This is a genomic window from Caproiciproducens sp. CPB-2, assembly GCF_036287215.1.
Classification (GTDB): domain Bacteria; phylum Bacillota; class Clostridia; order Oscillospirales; family Acutalibacteraceae; genus Caproiciproducens.
This window is the reverse complement of sequence record NZ_CP142860.1, coordinates 1,505,488-1,525,527: the sequence shown is the minus strand read 5'-3', so window position 1 is coordinate 1,525,527 and position 20,040 is coordinate 1,505,488. Positions and strand designations below refer to the sequence as shown.

21 protein-coding genes are annotated in these 20,040 nt (G+C 48.2%); 5 read left to right on the top strand and 16 right to left on the bottom strand.

Features of this window, described 5'->3' with window-relative positions; genetic code table 11:
• Nucleotides 1–17 precede the first annotated feature (17 nt).
• The gene (locus VXK30_RS07545) at nt 18–536 is read left to right on the top strand and encodes a chemotaxis protein CheW (protein ID WP_275714233.1); all 519 of its coding nucleotides are present in this window, start codon (nt 18–20) and stop codon (nt 534–536) included.
• A 23-nt stretch (nt 537–559) separates the two neighbouring features.
• Nucleotides 560–1,885 (top strand): methyl-accepting chemotaxis protein, encoded by a 1,326-nt coding sequence (locus tag VXK30_RS07540; protein ID WP_275714231.1) that lies wholly within the window; start codon nt 560–562, stop codon nt 1,883–1,885.
• 66 nt (nt 1,886–1,951) lie between these two features.
• On the opposite strand, the gene VXK30_RS07535 is transcribed toward VXK30_RS07540, so the two are convergent.
• On the bottom strand, nt 1,952–3,067 hold the full coding sequence (locus VXK30_RS07535; protein ID WP_275714229.1) for an HD-GYP domain-containing protein: 1,116 nt from the start codon (nt 3,065–3,067) through the stop codon (nt 1,952–1,954).
• Between the two features lie 213 nt (nt 3,068–3,280).
• Here VXK30_RS07535 and fliD point away from each other — a divergent pair, with 213 nt between their 5' ends.
• The 3 genes from fliD to VXK30_RS07520 are packed head-to-tail and all read left to right on the top strand — an operon-like array spanning nt 3,281 to nt 6,888.
• Entirely contained in the window at nt 3,281–5,989 is a 2,709-nt protein-coding gene (gene fliD, locus VXK30_RS07530; protein WP_275714227.1) for a flagellar filament capping protein FliD, read from the top strand.
• A gap of 30 nt (nt 5,990–6,019) precedes the next feature.
• The gene (locus tag VXK30_RS07525; protein ID WP_329494459.1) at nt 6,020–6,418 is read left to right on the top strand and encodes a flagellar export chaperone FliS; all 399 of its coding nucleotides are present in this window, start codon (nt 6,020–6,022) and stop codon (nt 6,416–6,418) included.
• A gap of 23 nt (nt 6,419–6,441) precedes the next feature.
• Nucleotides 6,442–6,888, top strand: coding sequence for a hypothetical protein (locus tag VXK30_RS07520; RefSeq protein WP_275714222.1), 447 nt, complete (start codon nt 6,442–6,444; stop codon nt 6,886–6,888).
• A 78-nt stretch (nt 6,889–6,966) separates the two neighbouring features.
• On the opposite strand, the gene VXK30_RS07515 is transcribed toward VXK30_RS07520, so the two are convergent.
• The 15 genes from VXK30_RS07515 to fliM form a co-directional block, all read right to left on the bottom strand.
• Nucleotides 6,967–7,452: a chemotaxis protein CheD gene (locus VXK30_RS07515; protein ID WP_275714220.1), complete on the bottom strand. Its 486-nt coding sequence runs from the start codon at nt 7,450–7,452 to the stop codon at nt 6,967–6,969.
• Nucleotides 7,449–8,108: a chemotaxis protein CheC gene (locus VXK30_RS07510; protein WP_275714218.1), complete on the bottom strand. Its 660-nt coding sequence runs from the start codon at nt 8,106–8,108 to the stop codon at nt 7,449–7,451. The genes VXK30_RS07515 and VXK30_RS07510 overlap by 4 nt, the downstream gene beginning before the upstream one ends.
• A gap of 49 nt (nt 8,109–8,157) precedes the next feature.
• Nucleotides 8,158–9,669, bottom strand: a complete 1,512-nt coding sequence (locus VXK30_RS07505) for a FapA family protein (protein ID WP_275714216.1) — start codon at nt 9,667–9,669, stop codon at nt 8,158–8,160.
• Nucleotides 9,670–9,708: 39 nt separating this feature from the next.
• Nucleotides 9,709–10,413: a flagellar hook-basal body protein gene (locus VXK30_RS07500; protein ID WP_275714214.1), complete on the bottom strand. Its 705-nt coding sequence runs from the start codon at nt 10,411–10,413 to the stop codon at nt 9,709–9,711.
• A gap of 26 nt (nt 10,414–10,439) precedes the next feature.
• A complete protein-coding gene (locus VXK30_RS07495; RefSeq protein ID WP_275714212.1) occupies nt 10,440–11,171 on the bottom strand; it encodes a flagellar hook-basal body protein in 732 nt (243 codons plus the stop codon).
• A gap of 19 nt (nt 11,172–11,190) precedes the next feature.
• Nucleotides 11,191–11,931, bottom strand: a complete 741-nt coding sequence (locus VXK30_RS07490; protein WP_329494455.1) for a sigma-70 family RNA polymerase sigma factor — start codon at nt 11,929–11,931, stop codon at nt 11,191–11,193.
• Between the two features lie 83 nt (nt 11,932–12,014).
• Nucleotides 12,015–14,075, bottom strand: coding sequence for a flagellar biosynthesis protein FlhA (gene flhA, locus VXK30_RS07485; protein WP_275714331.1), 2,061 nt, complete (start codon nt 14,073–14,075; stop codon nt 12,015–12,017).
• A gap of 2 nt (nt 14,076–14,077) precedes the next feature.
• Nucleotides 14,078–15,139: a flagellar biosynthesis protein FlhB gene (gene flhB, locus VXK30_RS07480; protein WP_275714208.1), complete on the bottom strand. Its 1,062-nt coding sequence runs from the start codon at nt 15,137–15,139 to the stop codon at nt 14,078–14,080.
• A 39-nt stretch (nt 15,140–15,178) separates the two neighbouring features.
• The gene (locus VXK30_RS07475) at nt 15,179–15,943 is read right to left on the bottom strand and encodes a flagellar biosynthetic protein FliR (RefSeq protein ID WP_275714206.1); all 765 of its coding nucleotides are present in this window, start codon (nt 15,941–15,943) and stop codon (nt 15,179–15,181) included.
• 48 nt (nt 15,944–15,991) lie between these two features.
• A complete protein-coding gene (gene fliQ, locus VXK30_RS07470; protein WP_275714204.1) occupies nt 15,992–16,258 on the bottom strand; it encodes a flagellar biosynthesis protein FliQ in 267 nt (88 codons plus the stop codon).
• 34 nt (nt 16,259–16,292) lie between these two features.
• Entirely contained in the window at nt 16,293–17,087 is a 795-nt protein-coding gene (gene fliP, locus VXK30_RS07465; protein ID WP_442867975.1) for a flagellar type III secretion system pore protein FliP, read from the bottom strand.
• Entirely contained in the window at nt 17,026–17,466 is a 441-nt protein-coding gene (locus VXK30_RS07460; protein WP_275714203.1) for a FliO/MopB family protein, read from the bottom strand. Before VXK30_RS07460 ends, fliP begins: the two co-directional genes overlap by 62 nt.
• 33 nt (nt 17,467–17,499) lie before the next feature.
• Nucleotides 17,500–17,862 (bottom strand): response regulator, encoded by a 363-nt coding sequence (locus VXK30_RS07455; protein WP_275714202.1) that lies wholly within the window; start codon nt 17,860–17,862, stop codon nt 17,500–17,502.
• Between the two features lie 33 nt (nt 17,863–17,895).
• Nucleotides 17,896–18,999 (bottom strand): flagellar motor switch phosphatase FliY, encoded by a 1,104-nt coding sequence (gene fliY, locus VXK30_RS07450; RefSeq protein ID WP_275714201.1) that lies wholly within the window; start codon nt 18,997–18,999, stop codon nt 17,896–17,898.
• Between the two features lie 19 nt (nt 19,000–19,018).
• A complete protein-coding gene (gene fliM, locus VXK30_RS07445; RefSeq protein WP_275714200.1) occupies nt 19,019–20,017 on the bottom strand; it encodes a flagellar motor switch protein FliM in 999 nt (332 codons plus the stop codon).
• Nucleotides 20,018–20,040 lie beyond the last annotated feature (23 nt).

The following is a 20,040-nucleotide window of genomic DNA, read 5'->3' as shown; positions in this document are numbered from 1 at the left end:
TGATAGGGTGGTAAAAAATGGAGAATGAAAAAAATCTGGCATTATCGGATGAGGAAATCGAAACCAATGAAATGAAGGGCAAGTACCTGACCTTCTGGACCGATCATCAGCTGTTCGGCGTTCCAATCGCGGACGTGGTCCAGATCATCGGCAAACAGGAAATCACACCCATCCCCGACTCCCCCAGCTACGCCAAGGGAGTCATCAATCTCCGCGGCGATATCATCCCTGTGATAGACGTGCGCCTGAGATTTAAAAAAGAAGAAGTGGAATACGACGAGCATACCTGTATTATCGTAACGAAAATTGAAGAAACCCATATAGGGTTCATCGTGGATTCCGTCGACGAGGTTACGACCATCGGCGACGAAAATATTTCGCCCGCTCCAAGGATGTCCAAGGATCGTACCACGGCATATCTGACCGGTATCGGGAAGGTGGACAACAAAGTCGTCATGCTGCTGGACACCAGCAAGATACTGAACGAGAAAGAAATTGAAATTGTCAGTAACGCTGCAAAAGCCGAAGTAGAATAAACACATAGAAGGGAACTATAAAAATGCGATTGGATAATATAAAAATCTCAAAGAAACTGATGCTTTCATTTGTCGCGGTGACGGTGCTGTCCATAGTCTGCAGCGGGGCCGCAGTTTATCTGTACCTGAAATCCAGCACCCTTTTCCCGCTGGCCATTGTATTGATTGTGGCAGCCTGCTTCACATCAATCCTTGTTGCGAAGCTCACCTCGGCCAGAATCCGCCGCCCGCTTGCGGAGCTGACACAGGCCGCTGAACAGATGGCTCAGGGAAATCTGAATGTGGACATTCAGTACCAGTCAAAAAATGAAACCGGCAAACTTGCAAAAGCATTTTCCGATACCGTCTCGGAGCTGAAACAAAACATCAATGAAATCACGGAAGCTTTAGGCGAAATGGCAAACGGCAATTTTGACATTCAAATTTCCCGTGATTTTCAGGGCGATTTCGCGGAAATCAGGACGGCGCTTGAAAATATTTCCTCCAAACTGAACACCTACATGGTTCAAATCGACCGTTCCGCCGATCAGGTCACGAGCGGCTCCGTACAGGTTGCAAGCGCGGCTCAGGCTTTGGCGCAGGGCGCTACCGAACAGGCCAGTTCCATTCAGGAGCTGTCGGCCTCCATCACCGAAATTTCAGAACAGGTAAAGCAGAACGCCGCCAACGCGGCGGAAGCGAACCGGGCTTCTACCGAAGCGGAAACTAAAATCCAGGGTGTCTCTCACGAAATGAATCAGATGCTGCAGGCGATGAGCGAGATCAGCGAGTCGTCCACCAAGATCAGCAATATCATCAAAACCATCGACGACATTGCGCGCCAGACCAATATCCTCGCCCTGAACGCCGCAGTGGAAGCGGCCCGCGCCGGTGCGGCCGGCAAAGGCTTCGCCGTTGTCGCGGATGAAGTCCGCAATCTTGCGAGCAAGAGCGCGGACGCGGCCAAGGACACCACTGCCCTGATTGAAAATTCGCTTTTGGCAGTCGAAAAAGGCAAGAAAATTACGGACGCCACCGCGGCCACCCTGAACGATGTCATTCAGGCGACCCTGAAGTCCACCAACCTGATCACCAGCATCTCAGAAGCTTCCAACGCACAGGCGACCGCAATCAGCCAGGTCACCCTGGGTGTGGACCAGATTTCCGCTGTGGTTCAGACCAATTCCGCCACCGCCGAACAGAGTGCGGCGGCAAGCGAAGAAATGTCCGGCCACGCACGGAATCTGAAAAAACTGGTCGGCCAGTTCCATGTCAAAGCCGACGCGGACGACGAAATTCCGGAATCCGCCGATACACAGCCAGTATTGGATATGGCGGCCGGACAGGATTTTTCATTGCCGAAATACTAAGCGATTCAGCTTTCCTAAAACGGGGAGGGCATCAGACCATGGTCTGATGCCCTCCCCGTTTTCTGTTCAATAATTTTCCGCCGTTTTTACATCACAAATATTTTCAACAACGATATTCTGTACGTCGCGCTGCATGCACAAATCCATCAGGACATCCGGCTTATTGAAAAGGCGTATCACCGGCCTGGACGGATTATAATCGTTTTGTTTGACAATAATGGCAAGTTCTCCGTTGCTCAGCTTGACGCATGAGCCAATCGGGTAAGGGGCGACCTTGTTGAGAAACGCCCGCACAATGGCAAGATCGAACGAGATGCCGCTGGAGCCCATGATATATTCAATCGCTTCCGCCGGGGTTGACGGCTTTCTGTATGGTCTGAACGAGGTTAAAGCATCGTAAACATCGGCTACGGAAATAATCCTTCCGAACAAAGGAATATCGTCGCCGGAAAGGCCGTTGGGATAACCGGTCCCGTCATACTTTTCATGATGCGTAAGCACACCGGCACAGATTGTATTGTTGGCCAGATGGTGCTTTAAAAAGAATTCCGCTCCCTTGGCGGGGTGCTGCTTGACAATATTGAACTCCTCCTCCGTCAGTTTGGAGGGCTTTGCAATAATGGAGATGGGTACCGCCATTTTCCCGATATCGTGAAGCAGGGCGCACAGGCCCAGGTCATACAGATCCTGCGTTTTCAGTCCCAGCTCCAATCCAATGGCAATGGAAAGAATGGAGACTCCTAAAGAATGGTTATATGTATAATCGTCATACATCTTCAGGTTTGCAATACTGATTTTGGCCTCTACGTTACATCTTAATGAATTGACAAGTTTTTTGGAAATATTCATCGTCTGGTTGATGCTGCTGACGTTAATTTTCTGTGCTACCTGGTTGAACATGTTGTATACCTGATGGATATTGCTGAGGGCTTCCTGCCGCAGCTCCCTTTTGACCGGCTGCCTGGCATGTGTCTGCGCCGTAGTGATCGTTCGTTCTTTCTCCTGATCGGTATGAATATAAGCGCCAAGAATATCGAATTCGTGCAGTTTTTCAATATATGCCTGTGTTAACATCTGCCCGCATCGCAACATAATGATTTTTGAAGTGATGCTGTTAAACAGATAGATATCTCTGTCCAGGATCATTCCCGCCTTCAATTTATCAATCGGAACAAAAGTCATATTCTATACCATCCCCTTTATATCTTCAAATTCGGATCGATTGTAGCTATGCATCCATATCATACCATATTACAATATATATCGTCAAAAGAAAGTGCTTCTTTAAAGATATTTTTATGATCTTTTATGCTTTTACTAATTTTTTAGGCTTTTCATACGATATATAAGACAAAGAGGTTACTATGGAAGGCATTTTCTGTCAGGAGGTAAATTATGATCAGTACAGCATCATCAAGTCTTGCATCTTCATTAAATGCAACTTCGACTTCATCCAAGCGCCTGAGCGGTTTGGTATCCGGCCTGGATACGGACACCCTGGTCAAGCAGCTGACGGCGGGAACGCAGAGTAAAATAGACAAACAGGGACAATTAAAACAAATCGCCCTTTGGAGACAGCAGTCCTACAGGGAAGTCACCACAGCCCTGCAGGAATTTCAGTCGAAATATTTTTCTTCGACCACCAGCAGCTCCAGTATTCTGAACGCGGCCTTTTTCAATTCAACGTCCATCAAGAATACCTCTTCTTTTTTAAATGTGAGCGGAAGCGCAAGCGCCGCTAAAAATATGGTTGTGACCGGGATTGCGCAGCTCGCGCAGCAGGCCGGTTTCGCTTCAAAGCACAAGGTGTCGGATCAGACGATTTCCGGCGCCGTGAACGAAAGCTGGCGGACGAGCACGGTTGCGGGCTCCACCATTACGGTCAATTATGGCGGCAAGGATTATCAGCTTGCCCTTGACAGCGATTTTACCCTGACAAGCGGCGATAGCGCCACGGACCAGCTCAGCAAGGCTACGGAGGCCCTAAACGCAAAGATCGCGAAAACGGACGGGCTGGCCGGTAATATCGAATTTGCCGTTGTCGGTGGAAAAGTAACCCTGACGAAAACAGGCTCTTCCAGCGCGGATATTAAAATAACGGACGGAAGTGACGGTCTTCTCAAAGGCTTGGGCTTGTCGAAGGATACCTCCGGCAGCACCGTGATAGAGGGCGGAGACACCAATACGGACAGCTTCTTTAAAAGCACGCTGACCGCCGGTTCTACACTGGATATTGAAATCGACGGTAATGCCTATACGCTGACCATCCCCTCCGACACGTCCATATCGTCGGAAGATTCGCTCGGCACCCTGTCTGTGAAAGCCATTCTGGAGGAAGCGATTCGTTCCAATCCGGATTTAAAAGATAAGCTAAGCGTGGACATTACCGGCAATACCGTTTCTTTCAGCAGCTCGGCGGGAGCTTTGAAGATTACGGGCGGAAGTCAGAACCTGCTGCAGGGCCTTGGCCTGACAAAAATTGAGGACAAAAATTTTGCTCTTACTGGTACATACAGCTATGAGAATCTGGTAAGCAGCTATCTGGGCGATTCCCTTTCCGGTTCCACCCTGACGGTCAGCCTGGACGGAGTCGATAAATACATTACCTTTAAAGAGAGCGAAAAAGAGGATTATTCAACGCCTGAAAAGCTGGCTGAATATCTTCAAACAAAGCTGACCGCTGCCTACGGAAAAAACTCCGACGGAAACAGCAAATTTCAGGTTTCTTATGATGATGCTACAAAAACCCTGAATTTCAAGGCGGCGAGCAGCACCTCTATCATTGCGATTGAATCGAGCGACGTGTCCGGCATTCTGGGAAAAACCGGGGCGCTGGGGATTTACGCAGGCGAAACGAACCGCCTGAACACCAACAAGGATCTGGAGGACGTACAGGAAAACCTGGCGACCCCTTTGGTCGCATCTACAGGCAGTACTACGGATGATACCGAAGACGATACTTACGGCATTACCATCAACGACAAGACCTTTACCTTTAAAAGCACCGATACCATCAATACCATTATCAAAACCATCAACAACGACGCGCAGGCCAACGTAACCATCACCTACTCCAGCGTCAGCGATACGTTCAGCGTCACCGCCAAGAACGGCGGCAGCGGCAGCCGCGTGGACATTGAAGAGGTCGGCACCGGCAACCTTGCCGCAGTGCTTTTCGGGACCGTACCGCAAAAAGACGAGAACGGAAACTATATTGAAAATGCTGACGAGTACAGTTTGCAAAAGCCGCAGGACGCGGTCATGACCGTCAGCTTTGACGGCAACCCGGACAACGCAATTGAAATCACGAGAACTGAAAACAAGTTCACACTGGATGGTGTCGACTTTGAATTGCTGGCCAAGACGGACACCACTGTTTCCAAAGACACCCCCATTACTTTTTCCGTCAACAACCAGACGGATGATCTGTACGACAAGATCAAAAGCTTTGTCGACGATTACAACGCGATTATCAAACTGTGCAACGACAAGGTCAGCGAGCGCAAGGACACGGACGAGACCTACGATCCTCTGACGGACGCGCAGAAGGCGGACATGAGCGAGGACGAGATCAAGAACTGGGAAGCAAAGGCAAAAAAGGGAATCTTAAACGGCGATTCCATCTTGAGCAATCTGAGTGTTGATCTGCGCAGCTCCATGACGGACCAGGTCGCGTCGATGAAAGCCGCTCTTTATGAGATCGGTATCGCGACCAAGGCCAACGATTATTCCGCCAACGGCCAGCTGACAATCGACGAAGAAACGCTGAAGAACGCCCTGAACAACAACCCGGACAAAGTCGCTTCGCTGTTCACCAGCGAGGACGGCATTGCAGCCCGGATGCAGGATGTCATCAACAAAAACATCAAGACCACCGGTGGAGACGGCATCTTGATTACAAAAGCCGGTGTGGACAACAGCACAAAGGTAGACAACAGCACTCTGACACAAGCGGTAACCGATTATAACACGAAAATCAAGGAGCTGAAAACGCTTCTTGAAACGCAGCAGGAACAATATTACGCGAAATTTACCCGGCTGGAACAGTATCTGAGCAACATGAATTCCCAGGCCTCCCTGTTCCTGACAGACACTTCAAGCTGACGGCCTCTATAGAATCAAACCCGCAGGAGGATGAAAATCATGCAGAGCAATCCGATTATGCAGTATAAGGAGCAATCCATAAATACCATGTCCAAAGGAGAGCAGCTGGTCACTTTGCTGAATGAAGCGTTAAAGAACCTCCATTACGGTTCTATGATGCTGAAGGACAAAAACTACGCCACGGCTGAAAAATGCACCGGAAAAAGCAAGAATATTTTCAGCTACCTCTCTTCCGTATTGGACTGGAATTATGAAATCACCCATGATTTATATGATCTGTACTATTTCTTCAATCAGGAGATCATCAAAGCGGAAGTCAGACGCGACGCCGCCGTGCTGGATGAATTGGTACCGCTGGTGGAACAAATGCGGGATACGTGGGAAGAAGCGGAAAAGCTGAGCCATATGAATAAAAACAATGGGGTTTGACACCCTTGCCCTGCGGAGGACTTATGTCAACAGAAAATATCATTACCTGCCTTGACCAAAAAGTGATCTTACTGACTCAAATCTGGGATCTGACAAAACAAATTGAATTGCGCTGTACGCAGGACGATATTCAGCTGGACGATTTTTTGGAACGGCGCGGCGTGTTTATTGAACGTATCAATAAGTGCAATGACCTGATTGGCCGGCTGACCGCAGAACTCCCGCCGGAGCAGTGGGAACGCATGACAAAGCTTCTGAACGGAAAAGGAACGGAAGCGGACTGCGGAAACGAAGAGGAACGGCATATCCTGAAGCTCTCCAGGGAGTATCGTTTCATCCTGCAAAAAGCGGCTGCGCTGGATCAGTCCGCCCGCGATAAACTCCGGAAGCAGTGTGACGAACTCAGAGAGAAGATCAATCAGGGCCGCCGGACCGAAGGACATGACGGCATATTTCAAAACATCAAATAATTCCAATAAAAAAACAAAGGTTTTCTTTCAACCTGCCTGAAAGAAAACCTTTATTTTTATCCATTATGTTCATTCGGATTAATATGTCCTGATCCCATTGGAGAAAGATTTGACCACCATCCTGCCGTCCTCTGTATAAAAATAGACTGTCCTGCCGTAGTTCAGTCCCGTATCTTCCGCACAAATCCTGATTTGCAGCTTATTCAGGGTGTTTTTGACCTCCGAAACATTGCGCTGGCCAATATTGCCGAAACTGGAATCATCCGCAACCTCAAACATCTTTGCTCCCCCTGCAATCTTAGCCGTAATCCGCCGGCGGTTGCAGCCCAGCTTTTCCATTTGAAGGAGCATTTCCGGGATACAGGTGTCCGCAAAGCGGAAACGATTTTCTTTGGGATTGTTAACCGGGTAGGTTGGGAGCATGATATGTCCCAACCCCCCTATTTTCATTACCGGATCGTATAAACAGATTCCCACACAGGAACCAAGCGCGTAAGTCACAAGCGAGTCCATACTTTTGGCAACCTTCATATCCGATATCCCGATCGTAAACGTTTCACTCATAGTTGAATACCTAACTTCTCCATTAATCTATTCAGGGACTCAATAGAAGGCACCAGCAGCATATTCGCCGTAACGTTGTCGTTGCCGCTTAAAAAATCATCTTCGATAAAGATAATTTTATCTGAAACGGAGCCCATTTCTATGGCCGGTACGCTGAGAATGGCGCCGACCATATCCACAGTGATCGCGGGCACGGTGGTTTTCAGGTTCATCTCAGAAAGCGTCCCGATGGAACCCGTATACGACGCGATCATGATATTCCCGATCTCCGAGATGGCGGAAAGCTCCATATCGGATAACCGGTCACAGCTGACCTCCTGAACGCCCAGCAGGGAAGTCAGGATGGATTTCCCGAAGTCCTGCTCAATGATGAACATCATGATTCCTTCGATGTCGCCCTTCAGCTTTGACAAAATACCGATGACGACGTTTTCCGGGCCGCCCAGCAAATTCGCGGCTTCTGAGATATCCAGAATTTTGACGACCGGCGTCGTCATGTTTACTTCCGTATCCAGCATTTTTGACAGGGATGTAGCGGCATTTCCGGCCCCGATATTGCCGATTTCTTTTAAAACATCAATGTGCATTTCATTCAGTTGATCAAGCTTTTGAATGGACATCATAAACTCCGTACCGCCGCACTTCGGCCGTAGCAAAAATAAGCATCCAGTATGCGGTTTTATTTGGAAACTTATCAAAAGAAAATCAAGGCAGGTCGGAAAGAAGGACCGGGGCGGAAACAATTCCTTCCGGACCCGCGTAGAATTTTGTATTGCTGTAGTCATTGTTGATATTCATGATGAATGGCCCGATCGTCATTTTTGTGCCAATATAGATAATGCTTGACCCAACGATCTTGTAGTCCGACAGTTCGTTTTTGGTTTCTTTCAGCTTTTGAATTTTCGCATCGATGGCTTTTATCGCTTCCCCTAACTGGACTTTTCTCATCAAAGCAGCTTTTACAATCAGATTCTCCCTTCCGGAATCGCTTCTGCCTCTCAAAGAAGCCTGAGCAGTCAGTTCCAAATATTTACTTTGAAATTCTTCAAACTCATGCTGTGCCTGTAATCGCTTCTGCTCCAATTGCTCCACACTGTCCTCTTCTTTTCCGATTACAAGCTTATCGTTAAGCTGTTTGGACTGGATCGATACTTGCGTCGTCGTATAGGACGGCGCTCCGATATTTTTGACAATCATTTTCTGCCCGGCCTGATAACTGCCGCCGATCAGGGAGCCTCTGCGTCCTTTCAAAATAATGGAACCCTGTGCGGTCGCCTTGCAATTCATCAGGATATCCGCGTAAATATCGTTTTCAGAAATTAAAATCGCATTTTCAAAATACTTGCCGACGATATTTCCGCCCGCTTTCAAAGTCCCCCTACCCATCCCGTTCATTCCGTTGGAAATAGAGATGGTTCCCTGCGCTTCTATTAAAGCCCCTTCAACCATTCCGCGAATCGAAATGTCTTTTCCGGCCTTGACGGAAAAACCTTCTCTTACGTCGCCCATAACCACTACCGAGCCAATCGCGTTGACGTTGCCGGAAGCGCTGTCCACATCGCCGCGCACATAAAAGACCTCGCTGATATTGATCGCCGATTTGCTATACTCAATGCAGCCATCCACACCAGAAATCAGGCTCAGACCATCTTCCGAAACAACCGTGTTATTGCCCGTGGGCAAGACCGGAAAGCGCCCCCCCACAAAGGGAACCACATGACTGAAAACATCCGTACCGTCCATACCGTCCCCCGGTGGCGTAATCGTACATAGAACCGTATCCTTTTTCACATTTTTTACAATGTCCAAGTCGCGGAAGTCGATGGTTCCGTCTTCTCTTTCCTTTGGTTTATAATCCGTACTGGTGTTAAAGAAATAATCAATAGAGCCGTCGGTTCCGTCAACGGGATAGGTACCCTTCGCACAGAGCATCTCGGAATAGAATTTGCCTTCCTCACAGAATAGGCGTATCTGCTCTTCACAAATTCCATATGTGATTCCCTGCTGAGTCAAAAAATCGCTGACATCGTCGTAGGATACCTTCTGTCCGGAATACGCCTGCTTGATTTTCAGGTATGCCGCCATATTGTCCGTGGATACCCTGACATCAAGCTGGGGCGGCTGTTCCTCTTTGACCTGGTTTTCTTCCAACTGGCTCTCTTCATTCTCGCGCTCAGTAATGACTTCTCTTCCGTTAAAATCAGACTCCGTACTCATTTTAACGTCTCCTCCCCCAGATTTTTTGTGTAGACAGTTTTACCGCAAAGAATTCACAGTCTGCATAATTTCATCGGAAAGCTGCACCATTTTGGAATTAAACTGAAAAGCTCTCTGCATCTCAATAACGGAGGTCATCTGATCCGCGATATTCACAGCAGAATCCTCCAAATAGTTTTGTTTCATTTCCGGGTCGGTTACCGCGGCAGCCGCGCCGGAAAGGTTGCTCAGCTGAAAACAGGCATTCCCGGACCGGACAAGCCCGTCCTTATTTTCCACGGAAAAGACCCCGATGGCCGGAGTATCCTCTTCACTTTCCATGGCGATCCGGCCTCCGTTGGCATCCAGCACATAGCCGCCGTCCGAAGAAACCAGATAACTGGTTCCGTTTTCCACCGAAAGATGGAAATTTCCGTTACGCGTATATTTTACTTCCCCGTTGGACTCCACCGCAAAATAATTGTTGGGGTTTACCAGCGCATAATCAAGAGCGCGTCCCGTCTGTCTGAGGCCGCCCTCGTTAAAGACGGTGTCAGTCTTTTCCACCTTTATGCCGTGGCCGCTTTTCAGCTCGCTGTCGGCCCCCGGTTCCGCGTGGATATTCGTATAAATCAAATCCGCAAAGGTGGCGGTGGAAGGCTTGTAGCCAACCGTAGACACGTTTGCGATGTTGTTTGCCGTGACATCAAAGCCGGACTGCAGGTTAATGGCTCCGGTAGCCGAGGTATAAAAAGAACTGATCATCGTTCATCCACCCTTCCTATGGCAAATTATATTTTGGCGATATTGGTGACGGCATCCGACAAAACCTGATCGTACATCTTGATTGCCTGGGAACAGTTCTGCAGATTGCGCTGGGCCGAAAGAGCATCCGTCATTTCCTCGGCGGCGTTTACATTGGAGCCTTCGATCGTTTTCCACATGATATCCGGATTTTGTACAAGCACCGCATTGGTACCTGTGAACATTCCGTCGCCGGATATCCGAAGGTTATTATAATCGTCAAAACCATAAACGGCGATTTTGTCGACAACATTTCCCCCAACCGCCAGGTTTCCCTGCGCATCGGCGGTAAACTGGTCGGTGCCGATCTGAATGGGGCCGTTCTGACCCATTACGCGGCCGACATTGTCCAGAACAAGATAGCCTTCCGCGTCAACGTTAAAGCTGCCGTTGCGCGTGTAGACCGTTCCGTTTGCCCCCTGTACCGCAAAGAAGCCCTCTCCCTGGATGGCAAAATCCAGAGGGCGCTCCGTATTCTTGAGGGTGCCCTCGGAATGAATGACGTTGGTTTTATCCGCCGCCGTAATCAGGCTCATGGTGCCGATGGGCGTTTTCTGCGAGTCGACGCGGTTAATCACCATGCTGCCGAATGTGGAGGCGGTGACTTCCTTCTTCTTATACCCCGGCGTTTCTATATTTGCCAAATTGTTGCTGACGCCGGTCAGAATCCTGCTCTGTGTCAGCATCCCGGAACCGAGCGCGTAAAATCCTCTGACCATGATTGTTTCCTCCTACATTCTATTGATTCAGGTATTCCGCCAGAGATTTTTTCAGCTTTCTCAGCGCGCTGGAATGAATCTGCGACACTCTGGAATCGCTGATCCCCATCACGCTGGAGATTTCCTTGATTTTCAGCTGTTCCTTATAATACAGCGAAATAACCACCTGTTCTTTTTCATTGAGCAGTTCGATATCCTTCGCAAGCACAGCCTGCAGCTCCTTTTCCGCCACAACCTGCTCCGGCCCGTGAATAGAGTCCCCCGACTGGCTGACCTGAATATTCTCAACGCCCTTTTCGTAGATCATCTCTTCAAAGGAAAGCATATTGAGCACGCAGGTTTCCGCCTGCATCTTTTCATAGTCCGGCAGGCTGATCTGCAGATAATCCGCGATTTCCTGATCGGTAGGATTGCGCCCCAGCCGGTGGTTGAGCATGTTCTCCGCCTCGCTGATATTTTTGGCGATGCGTTTGAGCCTTCTGGGGAAACAATCCTGTTTGCGTATGTAATCAATCATGGCGCCGCGCACTTTGATGGAAGCATAGGTTTCAAACTTCACCTTTTTTTCAAAGTCAAATTTCTCCACAGCATCCAAAAGAGCGATCAGGCCTTCATTGACGATATCATCCATATAGTTGAAATACTGGTAGCGACCGACTGTTTTCAACGCTATGCACTTCACGATATAGCTGTACTGAACAACAAGCATATTCCGCAGGTCGGTGTTTCTTGTCTGACGATACCTGGTCCATAACTCCACTGCTCCTATCTTCTCTGTTTCCGTATTCTTCACTGCAGCCGCTCCCTCCTTTCAAGCCTAAAATTGATCATGGAATCCTCTGTTTATTCCAAAGTAACATTGGCAACCGCCTGGATCTGGACATTGGAATTCAGCTCGTTAAACGAAAGAACCACCGCGTTGGGATAAAACTGCTCCAGCATTTTGCTGAAATAAATCCTGACCAGCGGGGAAGTTAGGATAATCGGGATATTGATCGCGTCCTTAACCTTTGTGATACACTCCATCAGCTTGGATATGATCTTCTGCGTGGACTGGGGGTCGAGCGAAAGATAAGTGCCCTGATCGTTTTTGCTGATGGAATTGATGATCAGCCTCTCGACCTCGCTGTCCAGTGTAATCACCCTGATCTGGCCGCCGTCGGACCATTTGCGGGTGATCGTGCGCTTCAGGGCCTGCCGCACATATTCGGTCAGGACCTCAAGGTCGCGGACAGTGGAGGCGTTGTCCGAAATCGTTTCCAGAATGGTTTCCATATCCCTGATGGGAACGCCCTCCTTCAGCAGGTTGCACAGAACCTTTTGAAGGCCGCCGAAGGTAATCTGGTTCGGGATGACGTCGTCCACAATGGTGGAACCGGTCTTTTTGATGTTTTCCAGCAGCTGGTTCAAGTCCTGTCTGGAGAGCAGCTCATGCGCATATTTCTTGACGGTTTCGGAAAGATGCGTTACCACCACGGACAGCGGGTCAATTACGGTATAGCCGTAAATTTCAGCCATTTCCTTCTTGTCTCGGGTGATCCACTTGCTCGGGATGCCGTAGGCCGGCTCAATGGTCTCTATGCCGTCGATGGTTCCGGTAAGGTTACCCGGGTCCAAAGCAAGGTAATAGTCGACCAGAATCTCGCCGCGGCTGACCTCCTCGCCCTTGATCTTGATCACATACTGATTGGGGTTCAGCGTGCCGTTGTCCCTTAACCGTACGGCCGGAATGACGATTCCCATGTCCACAGCGAACTGCTTCCGGAAGGTAACCAGCCGTTCAATAAAACTGCTGCCGCTGTTTTCGTCGACCAGCGGAATCAGGCTGTAGCCGAATTCCATTTCAATGACGTCGATTTTCAGCAGGTCGTAGATATTGTCGATGTTTTTGAAATAATCCGTGTCGTCCGCCTGCTGCTGTGCCGCTGTGTGAGCCGTTTCGGCCTTGGCGGCCACAGCCGCCGCAAGCTCGTTCCTTTTCCGGAGGTTGAATCCGGCAAACAGCATACCGACCGCCACGATCAGAATCTGCGGAACCGGCATACCGGGGATAAAGCAAAGACTGATCATGGTACAGCCGCTGATGATCATAACGACGGGATGGGAAAAAAACTGCCGTGAAACGTCCATGCTCAGGCTGGAATCGGACGCCGCGCGCGTAACGATCATACCGGTCGCGGCGGAAATCATCAGTGCGGGAAGCTGCGATACAAGACCGTCGCCGACGGTCGCAATCGAATAGACATTCAGCACCTCCTGAAAGGTACTGCCGCCCTGAACCATGCCGATCACGGTACCGGCGATAAAATTGATAAACGTGACGATGATGGAGGCGATCGCATCGCCCTTTACAAACTTGGTGGCGCCGTCCATGGCCCCGTAAAATTCCGCCTCGCGCTGGATATCCGTCCGGCGCTGGCGTGCCGTCGATTCATCGATCAACCCGGAGCTCAGGTCCGCGTCGATCGCCATCTGTTTTCCCGGCATCGCGTCCAGCTTGAATCTTGCGGAAACCTCGGAAACACGTTCCGCGCCTTTGGTAATAACCAGAAAGTTGACAATGACGATGATCAGAAAGACGATGAAACCGACGATGACATTTCCCTTTAGTACAAAGCTGCCGAAGGTTTCAATCACCTGTCCGGCTTTCCCGGACTGGGTAAGAATCAGCCTGGTCGAAGAAATGTTCAGTGCCAGGCGGAACAGTGTGGTAATGAGCAGCATCGACGGAAAGACGGAAAACTGGAGCGCGTCCTTCACGTACATGGTCATCAGCAAAATCATAACGGAGATCGTAATATTTATGATAAACATCATATCCAGCAAAAAAGGAGACAGCGGAATGATGATAAATCCGACTATGAGGATGACAAAAATTGCTACGACGTTATCGAGGACCTTCAATATCACCTCATCTCCTTTTTCAATGAATATACCCAGGCCATAATTTCAGCAAGAATCACATAATATTCCTCCGGAATTTCCCGGTTGACATCAACCGTTTTGTATAAAGCCCTTGCGAGCTGTACATTTTCCGTCATCGGGATATGGTTTTTCTCCGCGATCTCTATAATTTTCAGCGCAACGTGATCCTGCCCTTTGGCAACCACAATCGGGGCGCTGTTTTTTTCGATATCATATTTAAGCGCTACGGCAAAATGGGTCGGGTTCCTGACGATCACATCCGCAGTCGGCACCTGCTGCATCATTCTCTGCATGGAGATTTTGCGCTGCCGTTCCTTGATCTGTCCTTTAATCTGCGGGTCGCCCTCCATCTGTTTGTACTCTTCCTTGATTTCCTGTTTGGACATTTTGATATTCCGCTCATACTCCCACCACTGGTACAGATAGTCGAAGGCGGCGATCAAAATAAAAACCATGGAAAGCTGTATGACAATGTCCATGATGGAATTCAGGATGAACTGCACGGCATCGAAAATATCTTCGAACATCAGCTTCGTAAAATATTTTGCAATGTTCATGAACGACGAGTACAGGATGTAAAAAATAACGGAAATTTTGAGCATGGCTTTGACCAGTTCGGTGACGGAACGGATGGAAAACATCCGTTTGATTCCCTGCAGGGGACTGATCCTGGAAAACTTCATTTTCAGGTTCTCTTTGGACACCTTAAATCTGGTCTGCGCCCCGGTAGCGATTACCCCGACCGCTATGGCGGTGAGCATCATCGGCCCGGCCAGTAAAAAAAGAGCAATCAGCGTATCTTTGGCCACATCCATTGCAAATTCGGCCGAAAGCACCGGAATTGTCTTTACATAGGCGATATACCGGGAAAGGTAAATGGAAAGGTAATGATACATAAAGGGAAAAAGCATCTTTAAGATCAGAAAAAGCGACAGAATGGACAGTGCGCTGATTACGTCGCTGCTTTGAAAAATATTGCCTTTTTTTCGTTCGTCTTCCCTTTTTTTCGGGGTCGCTTTTTCGGTCTTGCTGCTGTCTGCCATATCATCCCCCCTAAAATCAGATACGAACGGAACCGGAAGCTACAGCAATGCCTGAAACACCTGATTGATATTGTCAAACATCAGTAAAATCAGTTTTTCAAGAAAAGATGCCAGAGGCGGCGCCATAATGATGATGATAACGAATCCAAGGATTACTTTCAGCTGGATATTGATGACGAAAACGTCAATCTGGGGAACAGCCCGCATCACCAGGCCCACGGCGATCTCGGTAATCAGCTCCGCCGCAAGGACGGGCAGCGACATTTTCACCGCGTACACCAGAATGAGGGAAAACATGTTGATGAGCGGCTGATACATGGCCGGCTCAAAATGAAGGGTACCGTAGGGAACCATGACGCACAGCTTCACAAAAATCTGAATCAGTGTCAGATGGCCGTTTACAGCGAAAAAGATCAGAATAAACATCGTATTGATAAACGACGCGGAAAGAGGCATGGACACATTGCTTTGCGGGTCGTAGATCTTCGACATGGAAATACCGATCTGCATGTCCATATTTTCGCCGCTGATGAGCATGACCGACAGAAACAGCTGGATGACATATCCTACCATATAACCGATCAGCAGTTCTTTCAGCAGGCTGACGGACAGGACCAGAAAAGAAGGGATTTCCAGCGTCTGGGCGGGAACAAGGTGGTAGGAAAAGACCGAAAGCATCAGGGTGAGACCGACTTTGAGAATAACCGGAAGATTTTTTCTTCCCAAAATGGGGTTGAACAGAACACAGCCGGACATTCTCATGAAAATGAAAAGCAGAAGAGTAAAATCATAATTCAATTCCATTTTTCGTTTATGACCACACCTTCCTGCCGTTCTGGAAAAGAGGCTGTTTTAATTTAATTTTGTTATCAGGCTGAATATGTAGATGGTAAAATCATTCATGGTTTCCATCATCCACGGTCCTAAAATCACCAGAATCAGCGCGATGGCCACCAGTTTGGGAACAAAGGTAAGGGTCTGCTCGTGAATCTGCGTGGCCGCCTGAAAGATGGACACGATCAGTCCCAGTAAAACACTGGCAATCAGAATGGGCGCGGACAGCTTGAGCGCCGCAACCATTGCAGCCTGTATCACTTCCGTGATTTGCGATGTTGACATGCCTGCATCCTCCCACAGTTATTTGAAAGCCAAGCTACAGATTGAAACTGGCCGCCAGCGTTTTGAACAGGAGTCCCCACCCATCCACAAGCACAAAAAGCAGCAGCTTAAACGGCAGCGAGATCATCGCCGGAGGAAGCATAATCATGCCCATCGACATCAGCGTGCTTGCCACAATCATATCGATAATCAAAAAGGGAATAAAAAGCAGGAATCCGATTGTAAACGCCCGCTTCAGTTCACTGGTCATAAACGCGGGAATCACTACCGTAATGGACAGCTCATCGACCGACTTGACCTCCTTTGCTTTAGAAAGATTGATAAACAGGTTCAAATCCTCTTTTTTTGTCTGCTTGAGCATAAATTTCTTCATTGGGACGGCCGCCTTATGCAGGAATTCCTCCTGCGTGATTTTCTGTTCCTTGTAGGGCTGGTACGCCTGCGTATTCACTTCATTGAGCACGGGATTCATGATAAAGAGCGACAGAAACAGCGCGATCCCAATCAGCACCTGATTCGGGGGCGTCTGCTGCAGCCCCAGCGCGTTGCGGAGAAAAGACAGAACAATGATAATCCTGGTAAAGCAGGTCGTCATAATCAGAATGGAAGGCGCAAGGGCAAGGACCGTAAACATTTCGATGATTTCCAGAGTGTCCATTCCTTTGCCGTTCACATCGACATTGACGGACGCCGCGGAGGCGCCGACCGGGAGCAGAAAAATCAGCGCAAGAGAAATCGTAATCAGAATCAGAGCCTTTTTACTGATCTTACTTTTTTTCTTTTTTGTCTTCGGAGTCTTCAGTTTTATCGGCTCTTCTGAATATTGCATCGCTTATTTTCACATCCCATCTGCTTTTCAGCGTCGAGTTCAAAACATCAAGAAAGGTATCCTTCTGCAAAGATCCGGGGATGTTCAATTCTGCTTCATCCAGTTCTTTCAGAATCTCGATATTGTTGTTTGCAAAACCCACCAGATAGTACCGTTTGCAGACTTCAATAATGACAAGCCCTTTGTCCTGTGTCAGGGCCACCCGCTCCAGTACCTTGATATTTCCCGATTTTGAAACGTTGTTGACCCTGTTTGCCATGAACCTGCTGAATGCATAGCAAAGATACAGCACAAAAACAATCGCAATCAGGGAAAACAGAAGCGGCAGGATATCTGAAAAAAAGCTGAGCAGCGGCAAAGCACCCCAAGCAAAATTCAACACGGTTCCTCCTTTATTCAGCCGACGGCATCATCACCCTAAAATACCGTTTACCGTTTTCATAATGCGGTCCGGCTTGAACGGCTTTACAATAAAGTCCTTTGCGCCCAGCTTCAAGGCTTCAACCACCATTGCTTCCTGACCCATGGCGGAGCACATGACCACTTTGACGTTTGCATCCAGCTCCTTTAATTGCTTCAGGGATTCCAGACCATCCATGACGGGCATTGTGATATCCATGAGAATCAGATCCGGCTTTTCCGCAGCGTAGACGGTAAGAGCTTTTTCTCCGTTTTCCGCTTCGACAATTTCCGTATAGCCATTCTGCTGCAAAGTATTTTTAATCATCATCCTCATAAAAGCCGCGTCGTCTACCAACATAATTTTTTTGCTCATTTCTGTTCCTCCTAAAAATACACCTAACGGCGTTTATATTAATTTCATTATTTCATTATTGCTCAGCACTTCTGTAATTCTTACACCGTAAAAGTCGTCTACCACAACGACATCTCCCTTGGCAATCGGCTTGCCGTTCACGAAGATATCGACCTGAGAACCGGCCTGCTTATCCAGTCCCACAATCGTTCCCGAAGTGAAATCCAGGATATCTTTGATGGGCTTCCTGATCCGGCCGATTTCCACGGTAATTTGAAGAGGGACGGACATAATCATGTTCAGGTTACTGCTCTGATCGCTGGTAAGAATCGAATCGGCTTCGTCAAAGCTTTGATAGGACATTCTTCCCACATTGTAATTCTGCTGATAACCCGGCTGCGGTTCCGGTTTTGCGACGGGTTCCGGCACCGTCGTCTGTACCGGCTCCGGTCTTCTCGGCGCTGCAGGCGGCTGGGGGGCTCTGGGCGTTTCCGGCTGCGGGGAAGGCGCAGGCTGCTGCTGCACCGGCTGTGGATGTTTTTCCTGCGGGGCAGACGAACCAAAATTAAAGGAGGAAATAATTTCTTTTGCGAGGTTGACTGTCATTAAGCTGATAAATTCACTGTTGACCAGATCACCGATCATCAGATTGAATTTAACGGAAACAACCAGTTCATCGCTGCTGAAATATTTGCTTTTAAACTGTTCGGAATTATCGATCTGAAAGGAATTCGGCGGCGAAATATTGATCGCCATATTCAGGAATTGGGAAAGCGCGGTGGCGGAGGCGCCCATCATCAGATTCATTACTTCACAAATGGCTCCAATGCTCATCTCATCCATAACAAATTCCTGATCGGAATAATCGGTATGAAGCAGAAGTCCCACAATTACCTTTACATCCGACTCTTTCAGAATCAGGATGTTTTTTCCGCTCAGGCCGCTGACATAATTGATTTCGACCGCAACGGCCGGCTCCATGGATTCAAAATGGACCTCGGAGGAAGGCTGTATTTCAACATGCGGCGTCGTTATGTTGACCCTCTGTTCCAGCATTTCCGAAACAGAAGTCGCTGACGAACCTAAACTGATATTCAGTATCTCCCCTATCGCATCAATTTCCATAGGAGAAAAAGTTTCTTCATTATTCGGCTCCATAGAAATCACCTTTCATCGTTTATTGCAGAGATTTGTCAATTTTAACTGCGTATTTTTTCTTTTTTGTTCCTATTACGCCGGTAAACCACGGCAAATTCTCCACTTCCAGGACAATAGAGTCTTTGTTTACCTGAGTATTGAGGGGGATAATATCGCCGACCTGCAGATTCAGCAATTCTTTCAGGCTGATTTCCGTTTTGCCTAATATTGCACACACTGTCAGCGGAGAGCTTTTCAGCCCATGCATAATCGCCGACTTACGCTGCTGCTCCATCATGGGGTCGTCTTTTTTCGGCGGTTTGACATACTTGGAATTGAAAAAGCGAAATACTTCTTCCAATGAGGAAGCAGGCAAACAGATATTCATATTTCCCTTCAGGTTTTCAATCGTTATTTCGATTGCAACAATCGCAACCGCTTCATCCGGCTGTATGAGCTGAATTAACCGGGAATTGGTTTCAATCATATCCAGGGTATGATCGATTTCCATATAATTGCTCCAGGCATTATTTAAAAGAGGAGTGACCTGCTTAAACAGATATTCGAGCAGCGAAAGCTCAATATCCGTATAATCTCTTTCAATTTCGTAGCCCGTTCCGTTGCCGCCGAGCATACGGTCCATGATGGAGAAGGAGATGGGACGCGACAGTTCGATCAATATCTGCTTATCGTCTATTTTATTTTCGGCATTGTGCATTCCGAAGATGGCGACCAATATGGAATCACCCAAAGCGTTGTTGAACTCCCGGTACTCTTCCTCTTCGACCTGCAGGATTTCCATCTGACAGGTCGACCGGAGCATTCCGCCAAGCTGAAGGCTGAACATCCTCGAAAAGTTATCGAAAACATTATCCAAAAGCTTCAGCTGTTCCCTTGTAAATTTTTTAGGCGACATGAAGTCGTACTCTTTTACCTTGGAAGCCGTCGTCTGTTCTTCTATTTCATTAAAATTAACATGACCACTCTGCAAATTGCCCAACAATTCATCAATTTGCTTCTGTGATAATACTTCTGCCATAAAACCTCCCATTCCCCGCACAC

Coding starts and splice junctions, on each gene's coding strand:
- VXK30_RS07545 (WP_275714233.1), top strand. CDS start 18: ATGGAGAATGAAAAAAATCTGGCATTATCGGATGAGGAAATCGAAACC.
- VXK30_RS07540 (WP_275714231.1), top strand. CDS start 560: ATGCGATTGGATAATATAAAAATCTCAAAGAAACTGATGCTTTCATTT.
- VXK30_RS07535 (WP_275714229.1), bottom strand. CDS start 3,067: ATGACTTTTGTTCCGATTGATAAATTGAAGGCGGGAATGATCCTGGAC.
- fliD (WP_275714227.1), top strand. CDS start 3,281: ATGATCAGTACAGCATCATCAAGTCTTGCATCTTCATTAAATGCAACT.
- VXK30_RS07525 (WP_329494459.1), top strand. CDS start 6,020: ATGAAAATCATGCAGAGCAATCCGATTATGCAGTATAAGGAGCAATCC.
- VXK30_RS07520 (WP_275714222.1), top strand. CDS start 6,442: ATGTCAACAGAAAATATCATTACCTGCCTTGACCAAAAAGTGATCTTA.
- VXK30_RS07515 (WP_275714220.1), bottom strand. CDS start 7,452: ATGAGTGAAACGTTTACGATCGGGATATCGGATATGAAGGTTGCCAAA.
- VXK30_RS07505 (WP_275714216.1), bottom strand. CDS start 9,669: ATGAGTACGGAGTCTGATTTTAACGGAAGAGAAGTCATTACTGAGCGC.
- VXK30_RS07500 (WP_275714214.1), bottom strand. CDS start 10,413: ATGATCAGTTCTTTTTATACCTCGGCTACCGGAGCCATTAACCTGCAG.
- VXK30_RS07495 (WP_275714212.1), bottom strand. CDS start 11,171: ATGGTCAGAGGATTTTACGCGCTCGGTTCCGGGATGCTGACACAGAGC.
- flhB (WP_275714208.1), bottom strand. CDS start 15,139: ATGGCAGACAGCAGCAAGACCGAAAAAGCGACCCCGAAAAAAAGGGAA.
- VXK30_RS07475 (WP_275714206.1), bottom strand. CDS start 15,943: ATGGAATTGAATTATGATTTTACTCTTCTGCTTTTCATTTTCATGAGA.
- fliQ (WP_275714204.1), bottom strand. CDS start 16,258: ATGTCAACATCGCAAATCACGGAAGTGATACAGGCTGCAATGGTTGCG.
- fliP (WP_442867975.1), bottom strand. CDS start 17,087: ATGCAATATTCAGAAGAGCCGATAAAACTGAAGACTCCGAAGACAAAA.
- VXK30_RS07455 (WP_275714202.1), bottom strand. CDS start 17,862: ATGAGCAAAAAAATTATGTTGGTAGACGACGCGGCTTTTATGAGGATG.
- fliY (WP_275714201.1), bottom strand. CDS start 18,999: ATGGAGCCGAATAATGAAGAAACTTTTTCTCCTATGGAAATTGATGCG.
- fliM (WP_275714200.1), bottom strand. CDS start 20,017: ATGGCAGAAGTATTATCACAGAAGCAAATTGATGAATTGTTGGGCAAT.